Origin of the sequence: Actinophytocola gossypii, assembly GCF_025165815.1 — a bacterium.
GTDB lineage: Bacteria > Actinomycetota > Actinomycetes > Mycobacteriales > Pseudonocardiaceae > Actinophytocola > Actinophytocola gossypii.
In genome coordinates, this window is the sequence record NZ_JAFFZE010000006.1 from 517,001 (window position 1) to 539,688 (window position 22,688).

Genomic DNA, 22,688 nt, shown 5'->3' on the forward strand with positions numbered 1-22,688 from the left:
ATCAGCCGGCGAGATGTTCCCGGACGCTGCGCGGCCGCATGTCGGTCCACACCTCGTCGATGTGCGCCAGGCAGACCGAGCGTTCACCCTCGGTGCCCTCGAGACGCCAACCAGCGGGAAGTTGCTGGCCCGCCAACCAGATCGAGTACTGCTCCTCGTCGTTGACCACGACCTGGTACCGCCGGTCGTCACCCGTGCTCATGAACCCACGCCTTTCCCTGCGCACTGTACGGCGTGGACGCTACAGAAACGGTGAGTGCGGCGAATCGCCCGAACGGACTCATGCGAAACGCGATTTCGGAAGTGGTGTCACAATACGAGAGCAGCCGAGTACGAAACGCAAATGTCAGTGTGCATACCCGTCGGAATGTTTCCCGTTTGCATTCGCGTCGAATACCCTGAACGGCACTCGCGCCGTTGGTCCGATCGATGAAATGTGCCGTGCGGGGTTAGTCCATCCAGTCGAACGTGAGAAGACTTCGCGTCTTCTTCCTAGGCCGACCGCCCCAACGCCGACGGCCTGAACCGATCCAGTTCGGACCGGCTCCTCAGACCGGCTTCAACGGATCGTGCCCGATCGACATGAGCCGGTGCCGCCACGCGGTCTGCCCCGCGACGGGTTCGAGGTCCTCCCGCCGCTGCGCCCGGACCCGGTCCACGACCTTGCGCATGACCCGCTCGTCGTCGTCGGTGAGATCGCCGCGCCGCTTCCCGAGCACGTGCAGCACCTGCTGCCCGGTGGGGGTGCCGGCCTGGTCGGGCACGGCCTCGGTGTCCTCGTCGGCGTCCCGGGTGCGCAGCCAGTCGGACAGCTCCCGGGAGGTCATGTTGACGACCTCGTGGAACTCCTGCCACAGCGCTTCGTCGATCATTGGAGTCGCCTACCCCTGCGACGGGGGTCCGAAACCCACGAGGATGCGTAGCGGCACCCGTGCCGGGGTACGTGAGACGCGAGATTACGGGAGGACGAGTTGAGCAAGCACAAGCTGATCTACAAGCCGTTGGGGCTCCTGTTCGGCGTGCTCGGCGGCGTCGCCGCCAGTGCCGTGTTCGGCAAGGTCTGGGAGGCCATCACCGGCGACCGCGAGGCCCCCGAGCCAACCGACAAGAACCGCACGTGGAGCCAGATCCTGCTGGCCGCGGTCATCCAGGGCGCGATCTTCGGCGGCGTCCGGGCGGCCATCGACCGCAGCGGCGCCATCGGCTACCGCAAGGTCACCGGCACCTGGCCCGACGACGACTCCGGCAAGAAGAAGACGAAGAAGAAGTGATCACGTGGCGTACTGACCGCACCGTTCGCACCTGGTGAGCAGGTCGTGTTCGCAGTCGACCACGTGAACGAGGAACCGTTCCGCGGCCTCGAGTCGTGCTCGTTGCGTTCGGATCAGGTGCAGTCGCCGCTCGATCACACCGACCCGCTCGGGCTCGTCCCGGTGCAGAACCTGCCGGATCTCCGGCAGGCTCATCCCGACGCCCTGGCACGCCCGCAGCACACGCAGGCGGTGGAAGTGCTCCTCGGTGTACTCGCGATGCCCCGACGGCGTGCGGTCGGGCACCACGACACCCTCGTCGTCCCAGTGCCTGAGCACGTGCACCGCGACGCCGAGCCTGCTGGCGGCCTCTCCGATCTTCATGCGCTCATTGTCGCCGCTTGACCTCAGGTCGACCTGAGGTCCTACCGTCCGGGCATGAACCCGACCGAGACGCCAGTTCCCGTCATGATCGACGGGGCGAGCATCGCGACCTACGTCCTGGAACCGGAACGACCACCGGTGGGAGACGTCGTGCTGTGCCACGGCACGCCGTGGTCGGCCCAGGTGTGGGCCGAGGTGGCCCGGCACCTGAGCGCCGGCCACCGGGTGTTCCTGTGGGACATGCCCGGCTACGGCCGGTCGACCAAGGACCCGGCGGTCCCGGTCGACCTTCCCGCCCAGGTGGCCCGGTTCGCCGCGCTGCTCTCGCACTGGGGGCTCGACACGCCACACGTCGTCGCACACGACATCGGCGGAGCCGTGGCGCTCGGGGCGCACCTGCTCCACGGCGCCGAGTACGCGGGCCTGTTCCTCTGGGACGTCGTGACCCTCGATCCGTGGGGGTCACCCTTCTTCCGCCTGGTCGCGGACCACCCCGACGTCTTCTCCGCGCTCCCGGCCGCACTCCACGGCGCCCTGGTGAAGGAGTACGTCGCGGGCGCGGCACGTCACCAGCTGAGCACCGCCCGGGTCGACGCCCTGGCCCGACCCTGGCTGGGGGAGACCGGCCAACCGGCCTTCTACCGCCAGATCGCCGCGCTCAGCCCCGAGCACACTCGACCGGTCGTCGAGCGCCTCGGGCACGTGCGCTGCCCGGTCGGCATCGGGTGGGGGACGCGAGATCCCTGGCTCCCGGTGGACCAGGCGTTCGAGCTGCGCGCCCTGCTCCCCGGAACCCCACCCGTGACCGAACTGGCCGACGTCGGGCACCTCGCCCCGGTCGAGGCTCCGTCGGCGGTGTCCTCGGCTCTCGACGAGTGGTTCAGGGCCGTAGCAGGATCTTGATCGCGCCGTCCTGCTTCTTCTGGAAGATCTCGTACGCGTGCGGCGCGTCGGCCAGGGGGAGCTTGTGCGTCGCCAGGTCCTCGACGCCGAGCGGGTCGTCGTCGCGGGTCACCAGGGGGAGGATGTCGTCCATCCAGCGGCGGACGTTGGCCTGGCCCATCCGCAGCTGGATCTGCTTGTCGAACAGCTGCATCATCGGGATCGGGTCCACCATGCCGCCGTACACACCCGACAGCGACACCGTTCCGCCCCGCCGCACCGCGTCGACGGAGGACAGCAGCGCGCCCAGCCGGTCCACGCCCGCCTTCTCGGTCATCTTCGCCGCCACCGGCTTCGGCAGCAGCGTCGTCAGCTGTTGGGCGATCTTCCCGGCCGGCGAGCCGTGCGCCTCCATCCCGACCGCGTCGATCACCGAGTCGGCGCCCCGGCCCGCGGTCAGCTCGCGGATCTTGTCGCCGACGTCGCCCGGCTCGGTCAGGTCCACCGGGGTCACGCCGTACTTCGCCGCCAGGGCAAGGCGTTCGGGAACCAGGTCGACACCGATGACCTTCTCCACGCCCTGGTGCCGCGCGATCCGGCAGCACATCTGGCCGATCGGACCGAGCCCGAACACCGCCAGGCTCCCGCCGTCCGGCACGTCGGCGTACGCCACCGCCTGCCACGCGGTCGGCACCACGTCCGACAGGTACACGAACCGCTCGTCCGGCGGCCCGTCCGGCACCGTCACCGGGCCGTAGTGCGCCTGCGGCACCCGCAGGTACTCCGCCTGCCCACCGGGCACCCCGCCGTACAGCTTCGTGTAGCCGAACAGCGACGCGCCCTTGTCCTGGGCGCGCACCTGCGTCGTCTCGCACTGGCTCTGCAGGCCCTGCTCGCACATGTAGCAGTGGCCGCACGAGATGTTGAACGGCACCACCACGCGGTCGCCCGGCTTCAGGTTCGGCACCGAGGAGCCGACCTCCTCGACGATCCCCATCGGCTCGTGGCCGAGGATGTCGCCCTCCCGCATGAACGAGCCCAGCACCTCGTACAGGTGCAGGTCCGACCCGCACACCCCGGTACTGGTGATCCGCACGATCGCGTCGGTCGGCTCCTGGAGTTTCGGGTCGGGCACGGTGTCCACCCGCACGTCGCGCTTCCCGTGCCAGGTAACGGCTTTCACGCTGGTCTCCTTATCCGGGGTGGGTCTCGCCGCCGAGTGCGGCCAGCACCTCACCGCTGTAGTAGGACGAGAGCTGGTTCGACGCGAAGAACACGTACGACGGCGCCAGCTCGTCGGGCTGGGCGACCCGGCCGTACGGGGTGTTGCCGCCGAAGCTCTCCACGTGCTCGGTCGGCAGCGTGGACGGGATCAGCGGTGTCCACACCGGACCGGGCGCCACACAGTTGACCCGGATTCCCCGGTCCACCAACGCCTGCGCCATCGCGTACGTCCACGCGTGCACCGCGCCCTTGGTCGCCGAGTAGTCGATCAGCGTCTTGTTGCCGCGCAACCCGTTCACCGAACCGGTGTTGATGATCGCGCTGCCCTCCTCCAGGTGCGGCAACGCGGCCGCCGTGACCCGGAAGTAGCTGTGGATGTTCACCTCGAACGTCCGCAGCCAACGCTCGTCGGTGATCTCGGCCGGCGTGTCGGCCGGCTCCTGCGTGGCCACGTTGTTCACCAGGACGTCCAGGCCGCCCAGTGCCGACACGGTCCGCTCGACCGTGTCCCGGCAGTGTTTCCGGTCGCCGAGGTCGCCGGGGATCAGCTCGCACATCCGGCCTTCCGCGCGCACCAGCTCCGCGGTCTGCTTGGCGTCGTCGTGCTCGGAGAGATACGCGATCGCGACGTCCGCGCCCTCCTTGGCGAACGCGATCGCGACCGCCCGGCCGATGCCGGAGTCGCCGCCGGTGATCAGGGCCCGGCGGTGCCGGAGCAGGTCACGGCCCTGGTAGTCGGACATCGAGTCCCTCGGCTCCGGAGTCATCTCGTCGGTCGAGCCGGGGTGGGCCTGCTGCTGTGGGGGTTGTTTCCGCTCCGCCATGTCGGCGGGTTACCCGCGCGGTGGCGGGTCACACGGGAGATTTCAGGCGGCGTTCATGCGCCGGAGATGGGCCAGGACATGGAGACGGTGGTGCCGTGCTCGGACGGGGTGATGTTGGCGTCGGGGGTGAGGCCGCGGATCAACGGCAGGCCGCGGCCGCGTGAGCCGGGGTCGATCGGGGGTGGTTTCCACTGGCCGTAGTCGGTCACGGTCACCACCACCCGACCCTGCTCCTCGTCACGCACCGCGCGCAGGTCGAGCACTCCCTGCAACTGCCCCACATACGCGTGCTCCACGCTGTTGGCCATGGCCTCGTAGCTGGCGAGGGTCAGCGCGTCCCGGTCCTCCTCGGACAACCCGCACTGCTCGGCCCACTCGGACAGCGCATGGCGCAACCCGGTCAGCCGCGCGGCGGCTGCGGGTACTCGGAAATGGAGGTCGCCCTCCGGGACGTCGTCGAGCTGTTGTTGCCCTGCGTTCACTCCGGAGTCCCCTTTCCGCCTCCGGTGTCCTAATGTCGCATAGGAATCGGAACTAGGCACGGCAAATCTCAATCCTCTGTCAGCGCCTGATCGCGAGTGGGGAAGATCGAGATGGCGTCGGCCAACCCGGTCAGTTCCAGCGGACGGAACGTGGACGCTCCGGTGGCGACGAGCCGGAAGCGCGTGGTGCCCGCCTGCTCGTTGCAGCCGACCAGCACGCTCATCCCGACCGAGGCCAGGAACCCCACCTTGCTCAGGTCGACGACCACCATATCCGGCCGACGGGCGAGCACGGTGGCGATCGATTCCTCCAGTACCGGGGCCGTGGTCAGATCCACCTCACCGACCACGTTCAGCACCACCGTCTCACCGTGGTTCTCGACCTCGACCGAGAACCCGCGGCCACCCGCACTGTCGTCCTGGAACGCCTCGGAGCTCATGCCGTCACCTGCCCACACGTGTACAGCCACATGCGCGGGGAGGTACCCGGGCACGTCCCGGTTGAAACCCCGTGTCGTTCGGACCTGTCACCGCTGTGGATAACCGCCCTCCGACGGGGTCAAACCCTGAGCACGAATCGTTCTCACCATCGTCACCCTGGGCCATCGGTCGAGCCCGTGGGCGGCCTCACGGGCGCGGACGGCGCGCAGGTCGGCGGGCAGATCGCGGTCGGGGAGCACGGTGAACCCGAGCCGCGCGTAGTACGGCGCGTTCCACGGCACGTCGGTGAAAGTGGTGAGCGACACAGTGGTGATGCCGCGCGCCACCGCCCAGCGCTCCGCCGCGCCGAGCAGCCGGGCGCCGATCCCGCGCCGCGCGTGGGAGGGGTGGACGGAGACCTGCTCGACGTGCGCGTGCCCGTCGACCGGCGCCACCAGCAGGTACGCCACCGGGTGCGCGCCGTCGACGTACACCCACGCCCGCCCGTCCGCCTGGTACCCGGCCAGCTCGTCGAGCGTCAGCGGTTCGTCGTCGGCGATCTCGGCCATCCCGATGTCCCGGAACGGCTCGCCGGCCGCGCGTTCGATCTCGCGCAGCACAGCGAGGTCGGCGCGCCCCGCGAGCCGGATCATCGGGGCAGGTGGGCCAGGACGTTGACGATCGTGCCGTTGGGATCCTCGACGAAGAAGCGGCGGATCCCCCACGGCTCGTCGGTGATCGGATAGACGACACGCAGGCCGCGCCGGGTCACCTCGGCGTGCGCGGCGTCGACCGATGCCGGGTCGCCGACGTCGATGCCGAAGTGCGGCTGCGGGTTCTCCATGCCCCGCGGCGTGACGACGATCTGGGCGGCGGGAGTGGTCGGGGACACCAGGCCGAGGACCGGGTCCCGCATCCCGACCTCGAGGCCGAAGACGCCCGCGTAGAAGTCCTCGGCAGCGGAGAGGTCGCCGCCGTCGGCGTAGGGGACGATTCGCGTGATGTTCATGGTGCCGAGTCTGCGCCTGGTCGGTGCCCGCCCGCTTGGACATTTCGGAGCTCCTCGGCGAGGAAGCCGGTCGGGCTGGTGCCGGTGAACCGGCGGAAGTCGCGGACCAGGTGGGACTGGTCGGAGAACCCGCACCCGTGGGCGATCTCCGCCAGCCGGGGACGCCGGCCGGCCCGGACCTCGGTGCCGATCGCCGCGACCACCCGGTCGAACCGCATGAGGCGGGCCAGGGCCTTGGGCCCGATGCCGAGTTCCCGGTTGACCAGGGCGGACAGCTGCCGGGTGCTCAGCGCGGTGTTCCTGGCCAACTCGGTGATCGTCACGGTGCCGTGGCTGAGCTGGTGCCAGGCGGCGGTCACCTCCGGGCGGGGGCTCGCGTGCCGTCCGGCCGCGCGGGACCAGAGGTACTCGTCGAGCGCGGCGAACCGCCGCGGCCAGGTCGGCAGCTCGTGCAGGCGTTCCCGCAGTGCCCGGACCCCGTCGCCGAGCACGTCGACGCCCTCGCAGGTCAGGGCGGCCAGCGACGCGGCTGGCAGCCCGAACAGCGATCGCGCCGCCAGCGGGTGCACGGCCAGCTGGATCCCCACCTGGCGGCGTGTCTGCCGCACGTAGGTGGGGTCGGTGCGCAGCCCGCCGAGCACGACATCGTGGCGGGCCAGGCGGTTCCGTTCCCAGTCGTCCCGGGTCCGGGCGGTCCCGACCGGCTCGTCCAGGCTGACGAGGAACGTCAGGTACCGGGACGGGAGGCCGCGGTGCAGGCCCGGTGCCACCCCGTCCATGAAGTAGCCGTAGGCCGCCGGCACACCGGGCACGGTCAGCGCCCCGCGGGCGACCTCCCAGGTACTCATCGCAGGGCCAGCCAGTCGGGTTCGCGCAGTGCGAGCAGGGTGTCGAGCGGGGCGCGGCGGAACCCGCCGTCGCCGGCGGCCAGGGCGCGGTCCCAGACCAGTGTCCTGGCCGGCTTGGCGACCCGGCACGCCAGCTCGACCTCGGCCACCAGCTCCGCGCGCGGGGCCAGGTCGGTGAACGGCTCCAGGTAGGCGTCGCGCAGCCGGTGCACGGCCGCGTCGTCCAGGTCGTGGACCAGGCGCGGGACGCCGAGCGCGACCAGCATGCTCGCGAACGGGTGCGCCACCACCGCGTCGCCCCAGTCGTAGAAGCGGGTGCCGTCCGCGAACACGTTGGCCGGGTGCAGGTCGTTGTGGTCCAGGCTCGACGGCACCGGCGAGGCCGCGAGCCGGTCGCACCACGAGACGAACTCCGGGCGCGACGCCACCACCTCGTCGATCGCGGCGTGGTCGTCCGGGCTCTCGGCACGGCTCCTGGCCACCTCGACCGCCTCGTCGAACCGGGCCGGCATCGCGGCCGGGCGCATGTCCGTGACCCCGACCGCCAGCATCGAGTCCACATGGGACGCCAGATCCCGTTGCAGCGCCCCGTACCTCGGCAGCACCTCGGCGAGCACGGTCAGGTCACCGTCGAGTGTCGGCCCGCCGTCCGGTAGCAGGAGCCAGCCCCGCTCGGGGTCCGTCGCGATCGGGGTCAGCACCCGGTCCGGCACCACCGCGGCGAGCACCTCGTACAACCGCACCTCGAACACCGTGCGCGGGCCCGGCGCCTTGAACCACACCGGCCCCCGGTCGGTCGGCGCGGTGAGCACCGTGCCCCAGGCCCGCACCCGGTGCTCGACCACCGGCCCGGTGCGCGCGATGCCCGCCGCGGTCAACCGGCCGTCCATCCAGGACAGCACGTCGGTCATCCGGTGCCGACCACGGTCATGTCGTCCGGCACGCCGGGCAGGTCGTGGAAGATCCACAGTGGACGCCAGCCGGGCACCTCGTGGTACCGGCGCAGCTCCACCATCCCGGCCAGCCACCCGGTCCAGCCCGTGTGCGGCGGCGCGTCGAACCCGCTCTGCACGAACGTGAGCCGCGTCCGCCCCTCGGACCCCGCCAGCTCCCACGTCGACACCATCCCGTCCGGCCACTCCATCGACACCCGCCGCGCCGGCTCCAGCTCCAGGATCCGCGCCGCGTGGTCGGGGAAGTCGAAGCCGCCCATCGCCCAGCGGCCGCCGACCCTCGGCTCGACCCCGAGGTTCGCGCCGAACCAGCGGCGGAACACCTCGGGGTTCATCAGCGAGTCGTACACCGCGGCCGGGTCGGCGCCGATGGTGACCTCCGCGCGCTGCTCGGCGGAGGTGTAGTCCGGGCGCGGCGTCGGCTCGCGGCCCTCCAGGTACTCCACCAGGTTCGCGATCGCGAGGCCCCAGAACGTGGTCAGGATCGCCAGGTCGCTCGACTCGTCGGCGACCGCGTCGGCCCAGTTCGGCACGCCGCCGTGGGTCACCGAGACGACCGTCCCGTCGGCACCCGGCGAGACCGCCAGCTCGACCGTGGTCTCCACGCCGCCGACGGTCCAGGCGAAGCGCAACGACCGGTCGTCGGCGGACAGGAAGCGTTGGCGCGGCTCGATTCCCGGCGTGCCGGGGCCCCAGAACGCGAACCGGTCGGGCAGGTCGACTTCGACGTTGTCGGCGAGCCAGACCCGCAGCGCGGCCGGGTCGGTCAGCGCGGAGCGGGCGGCGTCGAGGGACGCGTCGGCCCTGGCGCGCAGGCGCATGGTCTCAGTCACGGCCACTCCTCGGGTAGCAGGCGAGCGCGAGCTTGAACGCGTCGCCCTCGGCGCCGCCGTAGCGGCTGAACAGGGACTGCAGGGTGTCGCGCAGGTCGTCGAGGAACTCCTGGCGGCGTTCCGGCGCGACCCGGATCTCGCCGGAGACGCCGAGCGACGGCAGCTCGGGTGCGGGGTCGAGCGCGGCCACGTCGTGCTGGACCTCCTCCATGAGGTCGAGCAGGTGGCCGAGGCTCAGCGCGTCCCGGACCCGCCGGTCGCCGATGCGGCCGACGAGCCCGGGGGAGAGCCAGTAGGAGTGCGCGGTGGCCTGGTAGAGCCCCTCGTTGATGCCGCGTACCCGGCGTTCGGCGACCTGGCGCACCAGGCCGGCGTCCACCAGGCGTTTCACGTGGTAGTAGACCCGTTGCGGGGTCTGGTCGAGCACGCCGGCGACCTCGGTGCAGGAGTGCGGTTCGGCGAGCTGGCGCAGCACTTCGACCCGTTGGGGCTTGAGCAGTGCCTCGGCCTGCTCGAGGTCGTCGAGGTAGAGCACGTCCTTCACGAGGAACAGTCTTTATATACAATATAATTTTGTCAATGGGTACCCAGGGCCGCCTCCGTCGGGTTGGCGTCGCGTCGTACCCGCGCCGCCGTGTCCTACGCGCGGGCGATGCGGTCGTTCACAGCGCCGCCGCCACCTGGTCGACGCCCGAGCCGGAGAGCGCGGCCAGGCCAGCTGGGCGCCCGGCGGCGACCATCAGCAGGTCGCCGACCGGCCCGCGGAGTTCCCGATGGCCCTCGCCGGCTGACCAGGCGCAGTCGGTGGCGGTCAGGCGGAGGCCCGCGAACCGCTTGCGGGCGCCGTAGAACCGGCTGGTCCGCACGTGGTCCAGCGCGGCGATCGTCTGCTCGACCGGCATCGGGCGGTCACGGCCGAGGGGACGGGCCACGTCCTGGCCGTGCACCAGCGCGTCGGCCAGCGGGTCCAGCAGCGCGGCACCCGGTGTGCGGCGCGGCGAACCGGCCGTCTCCCGCAGCCGTGCGATCAGCTCCGCCCTGGTGAAGCGGGCCACCTGGGCGCGGGCGGAGTCGTCCACCATGCGGTTCCAGTTGCCCCGGGCGCGGATCATGCCCGTGAACATCGTCCACCCGGTCGTGCGGGTCGACGTCGTCAGGTGGGCGGCCACGTGCAGCACGGTCCAGCCATCGCACAGCGAGGGCACCCGCCACTCGTGGTCGCCGAGGCTTTCGAAGAAGTCGGCGAGGCTGACTCGTTCGTCGCGGGTCCAGTCGAGGATCATGACCTCTCTACGAACGGGCAGCGGCCAAATGGACAAGGTCTGCCAGGCGGGAGTTCGGTGTCACCGACGGTGAACGCCGCGCGCGACCAGCTCCACGGTGACCAGCACCGCGACCGCCTCGATGGCGAGCAGCGCGACCAGCACGAGGACCTGGGTGGCACCCGCCTGCACCGGATCACCCCCGCCCAGCAGCACTCCCACGAACGCCCCCGGCAGCGTGACCAACCCGACCGTGCGCGTCTGGTCCAGTGCCGGCACCAGCGCCTGATGCGCGGTCGGCCGGGTGACCAGCAACGCCGCGTCCCGCTCGAGAAACCCGAGCGCGAGCCCCGCCTCGTACTCCCCGCGCCGCCCCCGCAGCTCGTCCAAAGCCCGCCGCCCCGCGAGCGTCGTGGCGGTCATCGCCCCGCCGGTGAGGATTCCCGCGATCGGGATCACCGCGACCGGCACCAGCGGCACCAGCCGGGTGCCGAGCAGCAGCGCCAACACCGGCGCCACCCCCGCCACGATCGACACCAACGGGATCGCGTTGCGTCGCCCGAAGATCCGCCGCGCCGAGGTCAACGCGGCGACGGTGACCATGAGCAGGACGAACCCCGCCGTCAGCCACCCCGACGCGAGCACCGCCGTGATCAACAGCGACACCGCGCCCAACTGCACCACGGCCCGCGCGGCGGCGGTGGCGACCGGCCGCCACCCCCCGATCCCACCCAGCCACACGGTCACCGCCGCGCCCGCCGTGAGCAGCACGAGCACCCCGGCCAGCGGCCAACCGACCGCGATCGTCCCGTCCACCCGCCCAGTCTGCCCACCCACACACCCGCGAGTCGTACGTTCCCGTCGCGCGAGTCGTACGTTCAGAGGTCCGTGACCCCCGCGTAGTCGGCGACCGGCGCGGTACCGGTGACCGCGTACTCCAGGAGCAGCAGCCCGCGCGCCGTGGCCTCGTGCCGCACGAGCCGCAGCCCGGTCGGCGCGGCGGGATGGGTGAGCAGCCGACGCCCGGACCCGAGCACCGTGGGCGCCACGACGAGCCGCAGCGTCTCGACGAGCCCCGCCGACAGCAGCGCCGAGGCGAGGCGCGCGCTGCCGTGGATCTGCAACTCCCCGCCCGGCCGCGTGGTCAACTCACGCACCGCCGCCACCGGATCGCCGCGCAGCACGGTCGTCGGCGCCCAGTCGGCCGTCCCGATCGTGTTCGACACCACGTACTTCGGCAGGCTGTTCATCCGCTCGGTGAACGGATCGTCGGGATCGGTGATCGCCGGCCAGTCCCGGGCGAACGCCGTGTACGTGCGCCGTCCGAGCAGCAGGCCGTCGGCCCGGTCGAGCCAGTCCGACGCGCACCGGACGAACGTCTCGTCCAAATACGGCACTAGCCAGCCGCCCGCGCTGAACCCGTCACTGGTGTCCTCGGTGGACGATCCGGGCCCCTGGCTGACCCCGTCGAGCGTGACGAACTCGGTGACCGCGATCCTCACCGCCCGGCCCCGCTCTCCACCAACGCGGCGAGCTGCCCGGTGGTGGTGCCCCAGCCGTCCGCGAAGCCCAGGTCCGCGTGCCGCGCGCGGGCGGTGGGATCGCCGTGCCGCACGGTGATCCGGTAGTCGGTGCCCTCCGGGTGGTCGCGCAGGGTGACCTCCGCGGTCATCGACACCGGCACGGGACTCGCCGGACGCCACCCGCTGTCGATCGCATTGGTGAACACGATCCGCTCGTGGTCCTCCACCAGGAGGAAGCACGCGTCCAGGTGCGGGACGAACGCGTCGCCGTCCTCGCTCATCGACGTGACGAACGCCCCGCCGGGCCGGACGTCGAGCCGCTCGACACGGCAGCGGGTCGGGGCCGGGATCCACCACCGCGCCAGGTTCGCCGGATCGGTCCACGCGTCCCAGACGCGCTGCCGCGGTGCCCGGATGATCCGGTCGACAGCAAGGTCGAGATCAGGATTCACTACTGCTCCTCGGGGTCGGTGACGAATCGCTCCAGCCGGTCGGTGCGGTCGGCCCAGACCCGCCGCTGCTCCGCCAGCCAGCCCTCCACCAGCGCGAAGCGCTCCCGGTTGAGCTCGCAGGTGCGCACCCGGCCGGACTTCCTCGTGCGGATGAGGCCGTTCGACTCGAGCACGCGCACGTGCTTCATGAACGACGGCAGCGTCATCGGGGCCGCACCGGCGAGGTCGCCCACGCTGGCCGGACCTCGGCCGAGCCGGTGGACCACGGCACGTCTGGTCGGGTCGGCGAGCGCGAGGAAGACGCCGTCGAGCACGGCGGAATGCTGAGCCATGAGGCTAAGTATTAGCCGCCGACAACACTTAACGCAAGGGCTAAGTGTCCGAACGGGAGCGCAGGCCGCGGAGGAGAAGCTCGATGACCGCCTCGGCGTCCGCCTCGATCTCGGTCGAACGCCAGTCCTCGGCGTGCTTCGGGTCGTGGAAACGGCTGGTGGCGCCGAGAACGGCGCGGGCGATCACGTCCGGCTCACCGGCGGCGAACTCGCCGCTCGCGATCCCGTCCGCGACGACCGCGCGGACCTGGGCGAGCAGGAAGTCGACGTGGGCGGAGGACTCGGCGCTGTGCTCGATCGCCAGCACCCGGAAGGTGGCGAACAGTTCCGGATCCACCCGCGCCTTCGCCCATTTCGCCGCGAACATGGTGGTGAGCAGCCGCCGCAGTCGCTCGGGCTGGGTCAGTCCCGGCTCCGCGATCGCCTCGGTCAGTTCGTCCCGCACCCGGTCGAGCCACCGCCGGATCACCGCCTCGCGCAGCGCCACTTTGGACGGGAAGTGCCGGTACACGCTGCCGTGGCTGACGCCGAGCAGCCGCGCGACGTCGACCACCGTGGCCTTCTCCGGCCCGTGCCGGCGCAGCACCTCCTCGGTGGCCGACACGATCGTCTCCGCGTCGAGTGGCTCCCCGCGCATCGTGCCTCCTTGTCGAGCGAACACCGCGAACGGTAAGGCGACGGGCTGACGGTCGTCAAACTGACAGATATTGACATCTGTCATTCCAACCCAATACGTTCGTCCGCATGGAAACGATCGAAGGCCGTCCCGTAGCCCGGATCGGCTACGGCGCGCTCCAGCTCGAACGCCTCACCGACCGCCGCGACGAGGCCGTCGCCCTGGTACGTCGGGCGATCGAGCTGGGCGTGAACCACGTGGACACCGCCGAGTTCTACGGCTTCGGCTTCGCCAACGCCGTGATCCGCGAAGCCCTGCGCCCCGAGGACGACGTCCTGGTCGTCACCAAGGTCGGCGCCGAGCCCGACCCGGACGGCCCCCTGCCACTGCGGACCGCGCAGCGACCAGAGCAGCTGCGCGCCGCCGTCGAGGCCAACCTGCGCAGCCTCGGCGTCGACCGGCTCGACGTGGTCAACCTCCGCCGCCTCGACTCCGGCCCGGGCCTGCGCCCGGAGGGCGACCAGCTCGTCGACCTCGACGACCAGCTCGCGGTGCTGACCGCCCTGCGCGACGAGGGCAAGATCGGCGCGATCGGCCTGAGCAGCGTCACCGCCGACGGCCTGCGCCGCGCCCTGCCGGCCGGCATCGTCTGCGTGCAGAACGTCTACAGCCTCGTCTCCCGCGAGGACGAGGACCTGCTGCGGCTCTGCACGGCCGAGGACATCGCGTGGGTGCCGTTCTTCCCGCTCGGCGGGGCCTACCCGGGGCTGCCCAAGGTCACCGAGGACCCGGCCGTCCGCGCCGTCGCCGAGTCGCTGGGCGTCACGCCGGCCCAGGTCGGCCTCGCCTGGCTGCTGCACCACGCCGCGAACATCCTGCTCATCCCCGGCACCGCCGACCGCGCCCACCTCGAGGCCAACCTGGCCGTCGGCGGGATCGCCTTCGACGACGCCGCCCGCGCCACCCTCGCCGCGGTGGAGTCCCGCTCCAGCGACGTCGCGTTCGGCTGACCGGGAAGGCCATCGTCGGCGAAGCCCCTGGCAGCTTCCGTCCACCGGCCGGCCGGCCGGCGACGGACGCCGCCAGGGTGGTGCCGTGCGCAACCGCTGGTCGGTGTTCAAGGACCCCGTCCACTACTGGACGGCCGTGGTGGACCAGGGCGCGCCGGCGATGCTGGCGCAGTTCCTGGACACCGTGCGCCGCGCCGGCCTGACCACCGGCGTGTACCGGCGCGAGCTGGTGGACGGCGACGCCTGGGACCGGGACCGCCGGCACCACGTGGTGGAGGCGTCCCGGATCGCGGTGTTCGAGTGGGACGGCGGCGTCGTGGAGCGGGAGACGTCCTGCCTGCGCGCGACCACGAGCGAGGGCGTCCAGCTGAAGCACTTCCCGCCGCTCGAGGTGATGTGGTTCCCGAGCCGGACCTGGTTCAGCGTGTCCATCACGCCCACGACCGACCTGTGGTGGCCGTGGTTCTTCGCCGACGGTTTCCCACGGGGGAAGGTCGTCGACAACCGCGCCCTGGCCCACCGGCACACCCCGCGGCTCAACCGGTTCCTCGCCATCGTCCGCGCCACGACGCTGCGGATGGGCGGCAGCTGGGAGAGCGATCCGGCCACGACGTTCCCCGGCCTGTACGAGCAGCTCGACGACCACCTGCTGATCCGCCTCGACGATGACGCCGACGCCGCCGCCGTCCCGGATCCGCCGCCGCGCCGGATCGTGCCCGTGGACCGGCGCAACCGCTGGCAGGTCGACGGACCCGTACTGCGGTGGGCGGCGGAGATCCCGGACACCACGACCGAGAGGTGGCGCGAGTTCGTCGAGTTCGTGGACATCGCCGCGGCCGATACCGGAATGGAACGCCTCGCCGTGTTCGACGAGTACGGCGAGGTCATCGAACGGGAGCTGGACTGTCTCGCCGACGTCGCGGGCAAGCGCCACGAGCGACATGACCAAGGGGTGATCGGGTGGGGCGGCCGGGCCGGACGCCTGACCGTCACCCTCTGGAGCGACGTCTGGCTGCCGTGGGGCGCCGAGGTGGACAACCGCGTGCTCGCCGCCCGGAACGCACCGCGCCTCAACGAGTTCCTCACCTGGGTCCGGGACGCGGCCGTCGAGCAGGGCGGCACCTGGCGGCTGGCCGAGGACGGTTCCGCCGCGTGGGCCGTCCGACAGCTCGACGAGCACCTGCTGGTCCGGATCTAGGACCCCACGTGGCCGACCGGCACGTCGCCGGCCAGGTCAAGGCACAGCTCCCGCAGCAGGCCGGCGAGGTTCGCCCGGTTCTCGTCGGACAAGGTGGCGAGCAGACCGTCCTCGTGGTCGAAGATCGCACCCGCCGTCCGGTCGACGACCTCGCGCCCGGCGTCGGTCAACCGCACAACGACGCGCCGTCCACCGCCTGGCTCCCGGCTCACCCACCCCTTCCGTTCGGCCCGCGTGAGCCGCTGGGAGATGGCGGCCGCCGTCACCGCCTCACGCTCGGCGAGTTCCCGGGTCGTCATCGCGTACGGCTCGCCACCGCGCCGCAGGGCTCCGAGCAGGTCCATCAGCGACGGCTCGATCCCGGCGCTCGCCAGGAGCCGGCGCCGTTCGTCCCCGAAGACCTTGGCCAGATGCCAGATCCGGGTGACCACGCCGATGGAGGAGGGGTCGAGGTCCGGCCGCTCCCGCCGCCAGGCCGCCATGATCTCCGCCGCGCGGTCGTCGTCGCTCATGTGCGTATATTAAGGCCTAAACGTATGGAGGTGGGATGTACATCGTCACCGGAGGCGGCACCGGCATCGGCCGCGCCATCGCCCTGGCCCTGCGCGACCAGGGCCGTCAGGTCCTCATCACCGGTCGCCGACCGGAGCCGTTGGCGAACGCCGGCCCCGGCATCACGGCCGTGGCCTGCGACAACGCGACCCCGGACGGCGTCAGGAGGATGCTCGACCACGTGCCGGGCAGCGTCGACGGCCTGATCCACTGCGCCGGCGGCAACCCCGCGATCGGCCGTCCCGACCCCGACTCGCCGGAGGCCGAGGCGGCCCTACTGGCCGAGACGGTCGACGGCAACCTGACGTCGGCCGCCCTCACCGTCACCGCGCTCGCGCCCCGCATGACGGCCGGAGCCTCGGTAGTGCTGTTCGGCTCCATCGCCGCCGAGCACGGCGTCGGCTACTACGGACCGGCCAAGGCGGCGGTCGCCTCGTACGCGGTCGGACTCGCCGCACGCCTCGGCCCGCGGGGGATCCGCGTCAACTGCGTCTCGCCCGGCTACATCGCGGACACGGAGTTCTTCGGTGGCCCACTGAGCCGGGAACGCGAACAACAACTCCGCGCGCAGACCGCCCTCGACCGCACCGGCCTACCGGAGGACGCCGTCGCCCTCACCCTGTTCCTGCTCTCGCCCGAGGCCCGCCACCTCACCGGCCAGAACCTCCACCTCAACGGCGGCGCCTTCACCACCCGCTGACCGGATCAGCAGGAACGGCGTGCCGAGCAGCAGCACCCCGGCCAGGGCGATCGCTTCTCGCGGCCCGGTCAGGTGGACGACGAGCCCCCACGCGAGGGTGAGCACGGCGATGCTGATCGTGCTGCTGACCGACCACGCGGTGAGCACCCTGGTCTGCCGTCCGGCGTCGGTGTACTTCAGGCGACAGGCCGCGAGCACCGGGTTGAAGAGAGCGCAGCAGGTGATCAGCCCGACTTCCGTGACCATCACGATCACCAACCCGACAGCTCCCGGTTGGACGAACGCGAGCCCAAGCGGCCAGCACGCCCGCAGCACACCGAAGACCCGAAGCACCCGGTGCTCACCGAACCGGGCGACGACCCGAGGAGCGAGCCGCGCCCCGACCAGTCCACCGACACACGGAACGGCGAATGCCAGCCCGTACTCCCAGGCCGAGAACCCCAGCGGACCGAGCATCAGCACCGCAAGCGGCGGTTCGGCGGCCATGATCAGCCCGTTGACCAGCAGCGCGTTCAGGAACAGCCGCCGCAACGCGCCGTGCGCGAAGATGTACCGCCACCCCGCCACGAGATCCCGCCGGCGAGTCCGCCGCGTCGCGGCCGCGGCCCGCTCCGGCGTGCGGATCGCGGCGACACCGAGCGCCGAGAGCAGGTGCCCGACCGCGTCCACGGCGAACGTGACCACCGGCCCGAACAGCCCGATCAGCACCCCGCCGGCCGGCGGCCCGACGATCGTCGCCGACCAGGTCACGGACTCGAAACGGCTGCTGGCCACCACGAGCCGGTCAGGTGCCACGATGCTGCGCAGGTAGGCGCCGCCGGCGGCACCGAACGCGATCTTCGCCGCCGCCGTGACGACCGACACCACCAGCAGTTGGGCGAACGACAACACCCCCAGCAGGTAGCCCACCGGAACGGATCCCAGCGCCGCGAACCTGACCAGGTTCAGCCCGACCATGACGGGTCGCCGCGCACGGGTCTCCATCCACGGCCCCAACGGGATCGCCAGCACCGCCCCGAACGCGAGCCCGCCCGCGGACAGCACCGCCACCTGTGCCGCACTCGCGTCGAGCACCTCGATCGCCACGATCGAGAACGCCCCGAACGCCAGTCCCGTGCCACACGCGCTGACCGCGTAGGCCGCCCACAGCCATCCGAACTCCCGGCCCAGCCGCACCCCGCGCGTCGTCCTCACCCGGTGATCGAACCCAAAAGCGTGTCCGCGGCACCAACAACTCGTCGCCCGGCGAGCCACAACCGGTGGTTGTTCGGTTAGGTTCCGGACTCGTGGACCTCGGCGCCGTACGCACCTTCACCGCGGTCGCGGAGCACGGACAGTTCCTGGCCGCCGCCGACGACCTGGGCATCACCCAGCAGGCCGCCTCGAAACGGATCGCGGCGCTGGAGCGGGAACTCGGCGTCCGCCTGTTCACCCGTACCGCGCGCGGCGTCACCCTGACCGTCGACGGCCAGGCGTTCCTCCCACCCGCACGCGAGCTCCTCCACGCCGCCGCCCGAGCGACGGCCGCCGTGACACCGGGCCGCCGGCCGCTGCGCGTCGACGTGGTCAGCCGCAGGGTCGCCCCCGGCAGCGTTCTCCAGGAGTTCCACCACCAGCACCCCGGCATCGACCTCGACGTCGTCACCCTGGTCAACGCGAACGCCGAGGCCGCCCTGGCGGAGGTCGCCGCCGGCACGGTCGACGCCACGTTCCGATCGCTCCGCGAAACCGTGGTCCCCGCCGAACTCCGGTCCGCCCGCGTGATCGACGACCGCCACGAACTGCTGGTCGGGCCGCGACACCCGCTGAGCGGGGCCGGCACCGTGACCATGACCGATCTCGCCGCGTACCGCGTCTGGATGCCCGGCATGACCGACCCCGAGCCGGTCGGCTACTACCAGGACCTCGCCCAGACCTTCGGACTCACGATCGACACCGCCGGCCCGAGCTTCGGGTACGAGGCGCTCCTGGCCGAGATCGCCGAGTCCGACCGACTGGCCACGTTCATCGGTGAAGGAACCCGATACCTCTGGCCGGAAAGCTATGCCCTGCGCCGAATCCCGATCGTCGACCCGACGCCGGTCTACCCGCTCTCGGTGATCTGGCGCGCCGACAACTCCCACCCCGGCCTCGCCGACCTCCTCGACCACCTCCGGACCCGACACCACCCGCGCACCGAGGACGATGTGTGGGCACCGGTCAGGGCGGTGGCAGGGTGACGCGGAACGTCGCGCCCTCGCCCGGGCGTGCTGTGGACGGTCGCGTGCCACCGTGCGCGGCGACCAGCGAGGCCACGATCGCCAGGCCCAGACCGGAGCCTCCGGTCCGCCGGGTCCTCGACGCGTCCGTGCGGTAGAACCGTTCGAAGACGCGCTCCGCCTGCTCCGGTTCGAGGCCCGGGCCGTCCGCGCCTCCCGCCTCGCTCCGACCGAGGCCCTGGCAACGCGGTGAAGGCTCCCTTCATCGCGCTCAACGCAACGAAGGGAGCCTTCACCGCACTCAGGCGGCGCCGCGGCCCTCGGCGGTCAGCCGGACCGTGACCTGTTCGCGCTCACCGTTGACGCGGACCGCGAGGACGATCCGGCCGGGGCGCAGGGCGGTCAGCTCACCCGTGGCCGGGTCGAACCTGGCCACGTGCCAGCGTTTCGCCTTCCCCGGCCCGACGTGCACCGACGGGGACGCGGACCAGTCGGCCGACACCGGGTACGCCACCGGGACCTCGCGGTCGTCCTGGGTCAGGGTTGCCGTGACCACCGTGGACTGGCCGACCGGGAGCGTTCCCGGCGCGTCGACCGACAGCGAATCCACGTGCGGGCGGACCTCGGCGGCGAGCCAGCGGTCCCGGTCCCACGGGTTGACGCCCCACAGGGACCAACCCGTGAACCCGCCGTCGTCCGGCGCGGTGGACGGGTTCTTGCCGGAGTTGCCGTTGATGAAGTACGGCACCCCGTCCACGTGCGACGCGTGGAACGTCCCCACGTGCGCACCGATGAACGCCGCCCCCTTCCCGGACCGCACCTGGAAGTCCGACAGCCACCGCTCGATCGTCGCCGCCTCCTTGCGGTCCGACAGCTCGCTCGCCCGCGCCGGCGTCGGGTCCCTCGGCGGCACGTGCTGCAGCACCACCACCGACCGCACCCGCCGGTCCCGCGCGGCCCGTTCCAGCTCGGTACGCAACCGGCCCAGCTGGGTCCAGTCACCACCCCGGTACGACAGCGCGGACGTGTCGAACGTGATGAACCTCGTCCCCCGGTGATCGAACGTGCGCTGCGTCTCGCCGAACGCGGCGGAGAAGTTGGCCAGACCGCCGTCGGCGCGTTCGTGGTTGCCGGGCACGTAGTGGTACGGCAACCGGCCGTCCAGCTCCTCGTCCAGGATCTTCTTCGCCAGGGCGAAGTCCGCCGCCGAGGCCTCGTCCACCAGGTCGCCGTTGATCACCAGGAAGTCCGGCCTGGCGGCCCGGATCTCGCGCAGCGTCCGGCGCGCGTTCGCGACGATGTCGCTGTCCGGATCCCGCGCGACGAACTGCGCGTCCGACATCACCGCGAACCGCCACGGCGCCCGCGACACGTCGCCGTCCCGCACGATCAGCGAATCACGAACCGTCGGCTCCGGCGGCACGTCCAGCGGCGGCGGCACCATCGCGGTGAGCTGGTCGAGCACCAGGTCACCGTGGTAGCTCGCCGACGGGTCCGTCTCGGCGGCGTAGAAACGGCGCAGTGTCAACGGGTACGTCGTCCCGGCCGGCACCTCGAACCGCAGCTGTTGCCAGCCCTCCCCGTCCAGGTACCCGGCTCGCATCGCGGGCAGCAGCTGCCCGTTCCCGTCCCACGCCTGCAACGACGCCCACTCACCGTGCCCGGACGAACGCACCCACAGCCGCAGTTCCTTGGGCTGCCCGGGAACCGTCAGTCCCTCGGGTGCGAGCGCCCCGCCGGTGCGGGTCCCGGTGCTCTGCGTGAAGTCGTACGTCAGCCGCAACCCGGGACCGTCGTGGCCCTCGGCCGGCTCCACCGCACCGGTGGCGCGCTCGCCGAAGAACCGCCAGCCCGCCGGGTCGGAGAAGTCCGCGACGACGGCCTCCTCCAGGCCGACGGTCACCGGCAGCACCGAGGTGACCCCGTCGACCTCGATCGTGACCAGCGTGGAACCCGTGGGGCGCAACGCTTCCACCGTGAACCGGCCGTCCGCCCCCGGCGTGATCGACAGCAGGTCCCGGTCGTAGGACAGCCGCACGTCCACCGGCTCGATCGGCGCGCGCCAGCCGTCGGCGTCCGCCCCGACGACCCCGAACGTCGTGGACTCGCCCTGCCCGGCCAGCGAAACCCGGTCCAGCGTCGCCTCCACAGTGGACACCGGGGGCAGCACGGTCAGCTCCACCTCGCCGCGCACCCGGCGCTGCGACACCGTGACGTCGGTGCGGCCCGGCCGCCGCGCGTGGAACACGCCGTCCTGGGAGACGCTGCCGTGCCGCGGCTCGGTCCACCAGCGCGGGTCCGACTTCGCCGGCCCGTAGGTCTCGTCGTACCCGGCGGCCCGCAGCGTCCGGGTGAGACCGGAGAACACCCGGTCCGGGTGGCTCAGCGCGACCGACGACGAGCCGGACGCGCGCTCCGGGTCGAGCACCGGCTCCACCCAGAACCCGTGCAGCCGCCCGCTGCCCTTCGCCGTGAACAGGCCGAGCCCGTTGGGCACCAGCCGCTGCGCGCCGTCCGACGGGCGGTTCTCCACCTGGACGTTCGACGCGCCGGGCTCGCGGGCCACGATCGTGGACGAGCCGCCGCCGTCGAGGTTCACCGCGTGGTAGGCGCCCAGCTCGACCATCATGTCGGCCAGCTCGTCCAGCCCGAGGCCCTGGGCGAACGCCGACTGCCGGCCGTCCGCGCTGAGCAGGAACATCTTCTTCCCGTCCCGGGAGAAGCCGACCGCGGTGCGCGGCGCCTGCGGCACGTTGTTGTTCTGGCTGGCGTCCTGCGCCTCGCCGTTGACCACGAGCAGCTGCCGGCCGTTGACCGCGGCGTGGATCCGCTGGCCCTCCTCGGTCCGGGCCTGGTAGTCGATGCTCACCGGGTCGCCGACCGCCAGCTCGGCCAGTGTCGCGGCGCCCTCGCCCCGGCCGACCAGGTACATCGTGTCCGCCGGGATCGGGCCCTCGCCCGCCTCGTCGCGGACCGCGGTGACGGTGTTGTCGACCACCTCGACCTCGGTGACCGCGCTCGCGCCCTGGGTGGCGCGGCAGCGGCAGTAGGTGCCCCACAACGGGGTGAACGCCTCGATCGCGCCGTCGGCGAGGGTCGGCTTGTTCAGGCCGGCCAGCGGCGGGTCGTCCTCGCCCGGCAGGTCGACGGTGCCCTCGAAGAACACCTCGCCGATCGTCCCCAGCCCGTCCGGGGTGATGATCGCGGCGGAGTCGTGCCAGGTCGGCGAGCTGTCCGGGGACTGGATGACCTCGCCGGACTGGATCCCGACACCGAGCGGCGCGGTGGAGTTGTTGATGTCGAAGAAGTCGCCGTTGACCGCGGCGACCGCGCCGGACCGGTCGGCCTGTACCGACAGCGGCTCGCCCTTGGCGACCTGGCCGGGGAACAGGTAGTCGACGGTCGTGCCCTTGGTCAGGTCGACGGCGAGGCTGTCGGCCTGCAGCCAGGTCGGGTCGCCGGTGTAGCCGTCCGGACCGTAGCGGTCGAACGAGCGGAGCGTGACGCCCGGCGCGACCGGGCGCTTCCGCTCGGCGGTCTCGATCCTCGGCGCCGGGTCCTCGGCGGCGGCGACCCGGGCGGCCGGCTGATCGAGCTGGTCGGAGGTGCTGGCACCTCGGTCGGGTTCGTCGGCGAGCGCGGTGGGGAGCGGGCTCAGCACGACCAGGGAAGCGGTCAGGGTGGTGATCGCGAGCAGCTTTCTTGGCACGGACCGAGTCTGACCTCTACGTCGGTT

At 71.8% G+C, this 22,688-nt stretch carries 28 protein-coding genes and 1 pseudogene; 6 read left to right on the plus strand and 23 right to left on the minus strand.

Annotated features, from left to right (window positions below):
- Window position 1: 1 nt before the first annotated feature.
- Entirely contained in the window at window positions 2-202 is a 201-nt protein-coding gene (locus JT362_RS07040; RefSeq protein ID WP_260190199.1) for an MbtH family protein, read from the minus strand.
- 346 nt (window positions 203-548) lie between these two features.
- The gene (locus tag JT362_RS07045; protein WP_260190200.1) at window positions 549-872 is read right to left on the minus strand and encodes a DUF3140 domain-containing protein; all 324 of its coding nucleotides are present in this window, start codon (window positions 870-872) and stop codon (window positions 549-551) included.
- Between the two features lie 99 nt (window positions 873-971).
- On the opposite strand from JT362_RS07045, the gene JT362_RS07050 reads away from it, so the two are divergent.
- Window positions 972-1,271, plus strand: coding sequence for a DUF4235 domain-containing protein (locus tag JT362_RS07050; protein WP_260190201.1), 300 nt, complete (start codon window positions 972-974; stop codon window positions 1,269-1,271).
- Here the strand turns inward: JT362_RS07050 and JT362_RS07055 are convergent, their stop codons facing one another.
- Window positions 1,272-1,634, minus strand: a complete 363-nt coding sequence (locus JT362_RS07055; protein ID WP_260190202.1) for a MerR family transcriptional regulator — start codon at window positions 1,632-1,634, stop codon at window positions 1,272-1,274.
- A 54-nt stretch (window positions 1,635-1,688) separates the two neighbouring features.
- Here JT362_RS07055 and JT362_RS07060 point away from each other — a divergent pair, with 54 nt between their 5' ends.
- Window positions 1,689-2,537: an alpha/beta fold hydrolase gene (locus JT362_RS07060; protein WP_260190203.1), complete on the plus strand. Its 849-nt coding sequence runs from the start codon at window positions 1,689-1,691 to the stop codon at window positions 2,535-2,537.
- On the opposite strand, the gene JT362_RS07065 is transcribed toward JT362_RS07060, so the two are convergent.
- From JT362_RS07065 to JT362_RS07140, 16 genes are all read right to left on the minus strand, one after another.
- Entirely contained in the window at window positions 2,515-3,699 is a 1,185-nt protein-coding gene (locus tag JT362_RS07065; RefSeq protein ID WP_260190204.1) for a zinc-dependent alcohol dehydrogenase, read from the minus strand. The genes JT362_RS07060 and JT362_RS07065 overlap by 23 nt on opposite strands.
- A gap of 10 nt (window positions 3,700-3,709) precedes the next feature.
- Window positions 3,710-4,564, minus strand: coding sequence for an SDR family oxidoreductase (locus JT362_RS07070; protein ID WP_260190205.1), 855 nt, complete (start codon window positions 4,562-4,564; stop codon window positions 3,710-3,712).
- A gap of 53 nt (window positions 4,565-4,617) precedes the next feature.
- Complete coding sequence (locus JT362_RS07075) at window positions 4,618-5,046, minus strand: ATP-binding protein (RefSeq protein WP_260190206.1); 429 nt, start codon at window positions 5,044-5,046, stop codon at window positions 4,618-4,620.
- Between the two features lie 68 nt (window positions 5,047-5,114).
- Window positions 5,115-5,486 (minus strand): STAS domain-containing protein, encoded by a 372-nt coding sequence (locus JT362_RS07080; protein WP_260190207.1) that lies wholly within the window; start codon window positions 5,484-5,486, stop codon window positions 5,115-5,117.
- An 87-nt stretch (window positions 5,487-5,573) separates the two neighbouring features.
- Window positions 5,574-6,119 carry a GNAT family N-acetyltransferase gene (locus JT362_RS07085; RefSeq protein WP_260190208.1) on the minus strand — a complete coding sequence of 182 codons (546 nt, stop codon included), beginning with the start codon at window positions 6,117-6,119 and terminating at the stop codon, window positions 5,574-5,576.
- On the minus strand, window positions 6,116-6,475 hold the full coding sequence (locus JT362_RS07090; RefSeq protein WP_260190209.1) for a VOC family protein: 360 nt from the start codon (window positions 6,473-6,475) through the stop codon (window positions 6,116-6,118). The genes JT362_RS07085 and JT362_RS07090 overlap by 4 nt, the downstream gene beginning before the upstream one ends.
- The gene (locus JT362_RS07095) at window positions 6,472-7,323 is read right to left on the minus strand and encodes an AraC family transcriptional regulator (RefSeq protein WP_260190210.1); all 852 of its coding nucleotides are present in this window, start codon (window positions 7,321-7,323) and stop codon (window positions 6,472-6,474) included. Before JT362_RS07095 ends, JT362_RS07090 begins: the two co-directional genes overlap by 4 nt.
- Window positions 7,320-8,234, minus strand: a complete 915-nt coding sequence (locus tag JT362_RS07100; protein ID WP_260190211.1) for a phosphotransferase — start codon at window positions 8,232-8,234, stop codon at window positions 7,320-7,322. Before JT362_RS07100 ends, JT362_RS07095 begins: the two co-directional genes overlap by 4 nt.
- A complete protein-coding gene (locus JT362_RS07105) occupies window positions 8,231-9,109 on the minus strand; it encodes an SRPBCC family protein (RefSeq protein ID WP_260190212.1) in 879 nt (292 codons plus the stop codon). Before JT362_RS07105 ends, JT362_RS07100 begins: the two co-directional genes overlap by 4 nt.
- Window positions 9,102-9,653 carry an ArsR/SmtB family transcription factor gene (locus JT362_RS07110; protein WP_260190213.1) on the minus strand — a complete coding sequence of 184 codons (552 nt, stop codon included), beginning with the start codon at window positions 9,651-9,653 and terminating at the stop codon, window positions 9,102-9,104. Before JT362_RS07110 ends, JT362_RS07105 begins: the two co-directional genes overlap by 8 nt.
- 118 nt (window positions 9,654-9,771) lie before the next feature.
- A complete protein-coding gene (locus JT362_RS07115) occupies window positions 9,772-10,392 on the minus strand; it encodes a maleylpyruvate isomerase family mycothiol-dependent enzyme (RefSeq protein ID WP_260190214.1) in 621 nt (206 codons plus the stop codon).
- A gap of 60 nt (window positions 10,393-10,452) precedes the next feature.
- Entirely contained in the window at window positions 10,453-11,187 is a 735-nt protein-coding gene (locus JT362_RS07120) for an ABC transporter permease (protein WP_260190215.1), read from the minus strand.
- Window positions 11,188-11,249: 62 nt separating this feature from the next.
- Window positions 11,250-11,873 carry a dihydrofolate reductase family protein gene (locus JT362_RS07125; protein WP_260190216.1) on the minus strand — a complete coding sequence of 208 codons (624 nt, stop codon included), beginning with the start codon at window positions 11,871-11,873 and terminating at the stop codon, window positions 11,250-11,252.
- Window positions 11,870-12,346, minus strand: coding sequence for an SRPBCC domain-containing protein (locus JT362_RS07130; RefSeq protein ID WP_260190217.1), 477 nt, complete (start codon window positions 12,344-12,346; stop codon window positions 11,870-11,872). Before JT362_RS07130 ends, JT362_RS07125 begins: the two co-directional genes overlap by 4 nt.
- Window positions 12,346-12,678, minus strand: a complete 333-nt coding sequence (locus tag JT362_RS07135) for an ArsR/SmtB family transcription factor (RefSeq protein WP_260190218.1) — start codon at window positions 12,676-12,678, stop codon at window positions 12,346-12,348. Before JT362_RS07135 ends, JT362_RS07130 begins: the two co-directional genes overlap by 1 nt.
- 40 nt (window positions 12,679-12,718) lie before the next feature.
- Window positions 12,719-13,315 (minus strand): TetR/AcrR family transcriptional regulator, encoded by a 597-nt coding sequence (locus tag JT362_RS07140; protein WP_260190219.1) that lies wholly within the window; start codon window positions 13,313-13,315, stop codon window positions 12,719-12,721.
- Window positions 13,316-13,422: 107 nt separating this feature from the next.
- On the opposite strand from JT362_RS07140, the gene JT362_RS07145 reads away from it, so the two are divergent.
- A complete protein-coding gene (locus tag JT362_RS07145; RefSeq protein ID WP_260190220.1) occupies window positions 13,423-14,304 on the plus strand; it encodes an aldo/keto reductase in 882 nt (293 codons plus the stop codon).
- A gap of 85 nt (window positions 14,305-14,389) precedes the next feature.
- Window positions 14,390-15,502 (plus strand): hypothetical protein, encoded by a 1,113-nt coding sequence (locus JT362_RS07150; protein WP_260190221.1) that lies wholly within the window; start codon window positions 14,390-14,392, stop codon window positions 15,500-15,502.
- Here the strand turns inward: JT362_RS07150 and JT362_RS07155 are convergent.
- Window positions 15,499-16,014: a MarR family winged helix-turn-helix transcriptional regulator gene (locus JT362_RS07155; protein ID WP_260190222.1), complete on the minus strand. Its 516-nt coding sequence runs from the start codon at window positions 16,012-16,014 to the stop codon at window positions 15,499-15,501. The genes JT362_RS07150 and JT362_RS07155 overlap by 4 nt on opposite strands.
- 35 nt (window positions 16,015-16,049) lie before the next feature.
- Between JT362_RS07155 and JT362_RS07160 the strand changes: the two genes are divergently transcribed.
- A complete protein-coding gene (locus JT362_RS07160; RefSeq protein ID WP_260190223.1) occupies window positions 16,050-16,754 on the plus strand; it encodes an SDR family NAD(P)-dependent oxidoreductase in 705 nt (234 codons plus the stop codon).
- On the opposite strand, the gene JT362_RS07165 is transcribed toward JT362_RS07160, so the two are convergent.
- A complete protein-coding gene (locus JT362_RS07165) occupies window positions 16,647-17,948 on the minus strand; it encodes an MFS transporter (RefSeq protein WP_260190224.1) in 1,302 nt (433 codons plus the stop codon). The two genes, JT362_RS07160 and JT362_RS07165, sit on opposite strands and share 108 nt — an antisense overlap.
- Window positions 17,949-18,040: 92 nt before the next feature.
- On the opposite strand from JT362_RS07165, the gene JT362_RS07170 reads away from it, so the two are divergent.
- The gene (locus tag JT362_RS07170; protein WP_260190225.1) at window positions 18,041-18,973 is read left to right on the plus strand and encodes a LysR family transcriptional regulator; all 933 of its coding nucleotides are present in this window, start codon (window positions 18,041-18,043) and stop codon (window positions 18,971-18,973) included.
- On the opposite strand, the pseudogene JT362_RS07175 reads toward JT362_RS07170, so the two are convergent.
- Together JT362_RS07175 and JT362_RS07180 are read right to left on the minus strand one after the other, a co-directional pair.
- A pseudogene (locus JT362_RS07175) lies at window positions 18,954-19,100 on the minus strand (ATP-binding protein); the annotation flags it as partial. The gene JT362_RS07170 and the pseudogene JT362_RS07175 sit on opposite strands and share 20 nt — an antisense overlap.
- A gap of 153 nt (window positions 19,101-19,253) precedes the next feature.
- On the minus strand, window positions 19,254-22,661 hold the full coding sequence (locus tag JT362_RS07180; protein ID WP_260190226.1) for a phosphodiester glycosidase family protein: 3,408 nt from the start codon (window positions 22,659-22,661) through the stop codon (window positions 19,254-19,256).
- Between the last annotated feature and the right edge of the window lie 27 nt (window positions 22,662-22,688).

Bases quoted from the DNA above. Each gene is read 5' to 3' on its own strand.
- JT362_RS07040 (WP_260190199.1), bottom strand. From the start codon at position 202: ATGAGCACGGGTGACGACCGGCGGTACCAGGTCGTGGTCAACGACGAG.
- JT362_RS07045 (WP_260190200.1), bottom strand. From the start codon at position 872: ATGATCGACGAAGCGCTGTGGCAGGAGTTCCACGAGGTCGTCAACATG.
- JT362_RS07055 (WP_260190202.1), bottom strand. From the start codon at position 1,634: ATGAAGATCGGAGAGGCCGCCAGCAGGCTCGGCGTCGCGGTGCACGTG.
- JT362_RS07060 (WP_260190203.1), top strand. From the start codon at position 1,689: ATGAACCCGACCGAGACGCCAGTTCCCGTCATGATCGACGGGGCGAGC.
- JT362_RS07070 (WP_260190205.1), bottom strand. From the start codon at position 4,564: ATGGCGGAGCGGAAACAACCCCCACAGCAGCAGGCCCACCCCGGCTCG.
- JT362_RS07080 (WP_260190207.1), bottom strand. From the start codon at position 5,486: ATGAGCTCCGAGGCGTTCCAGGACGACAGTGCGGGTGGCCGCGGGTTC.
- JT362_RS07085 (WP_260190208.1), bottom strand. From the start codon at position 6,119: ATGATCCGGCTCGCGGGGCGCGCCGACCTCGCTGTGCTGCGCGAGATC.
- JT362_RS07090 (WP_260190209.1), bottom strand. From the start codon at position 6,475: ATGAACATCACGCGAATCGTCCCCTACGCCGACGGCGGCGACCTCTCC.
- JT362_RS07095 (WP_260190210.1), bottom strand. From the start codon at position 7,323: ATGAGTACCTGGGAGGTCGCCCGCGGGGCGCTGACCGTGCCCGGTGTG.
- JT362_RS07100 (WP_260190211.1), bottom strand. From the start codon at position 8,234: ATGACCGACGTGCTGTCCTGGATGGACGGCCGGTTGACCGCGGCGGGC.
- JT362_RS07115 (WP_260190214.1), bottom strand. From the start codon at position 10,392: ATGATCCTCGACTGGACCCGCGACGAACGAGTCAGCCTCGCCGACTTC.
- JT362_RS07135 (WP_260190218.1), bottom strand. From the start codon at position 12,678: ATGGCTCAGCATTCCGCCGTGCTCGACGGCGTCTTCCTCGCGCTCGCC.
- JT362_RS07140 (WP_260190219.1), bottom strand. From the start codon at position 13,315: ATGCGCGGGGAGCCACTCGACGCGGAGACGATCGTGTCGGCCACCGAG.
- JT362_RS07145 (WP_260190220.1), top strand. From the start codon at position 13,423: ATGGAAACGATCGAAGGCCGTCCCGTAGCCCGGATCGGCTACGGCGCG.
- JT362_RS07155 (WP_260190222.1), bottom strand. From the start codon at position 16,014: ATGAGCGACGACGACCGCGCGGCGGAGATCATGGCGGCCTGGCGGCGG.
- JT362_RS07160 (WP_260190223.1), top strand. From the start codon at position 16,050: ATGTACATCGTCACCGGAGGCGGCACCGGCATCGGCCGCGCCATCGCC.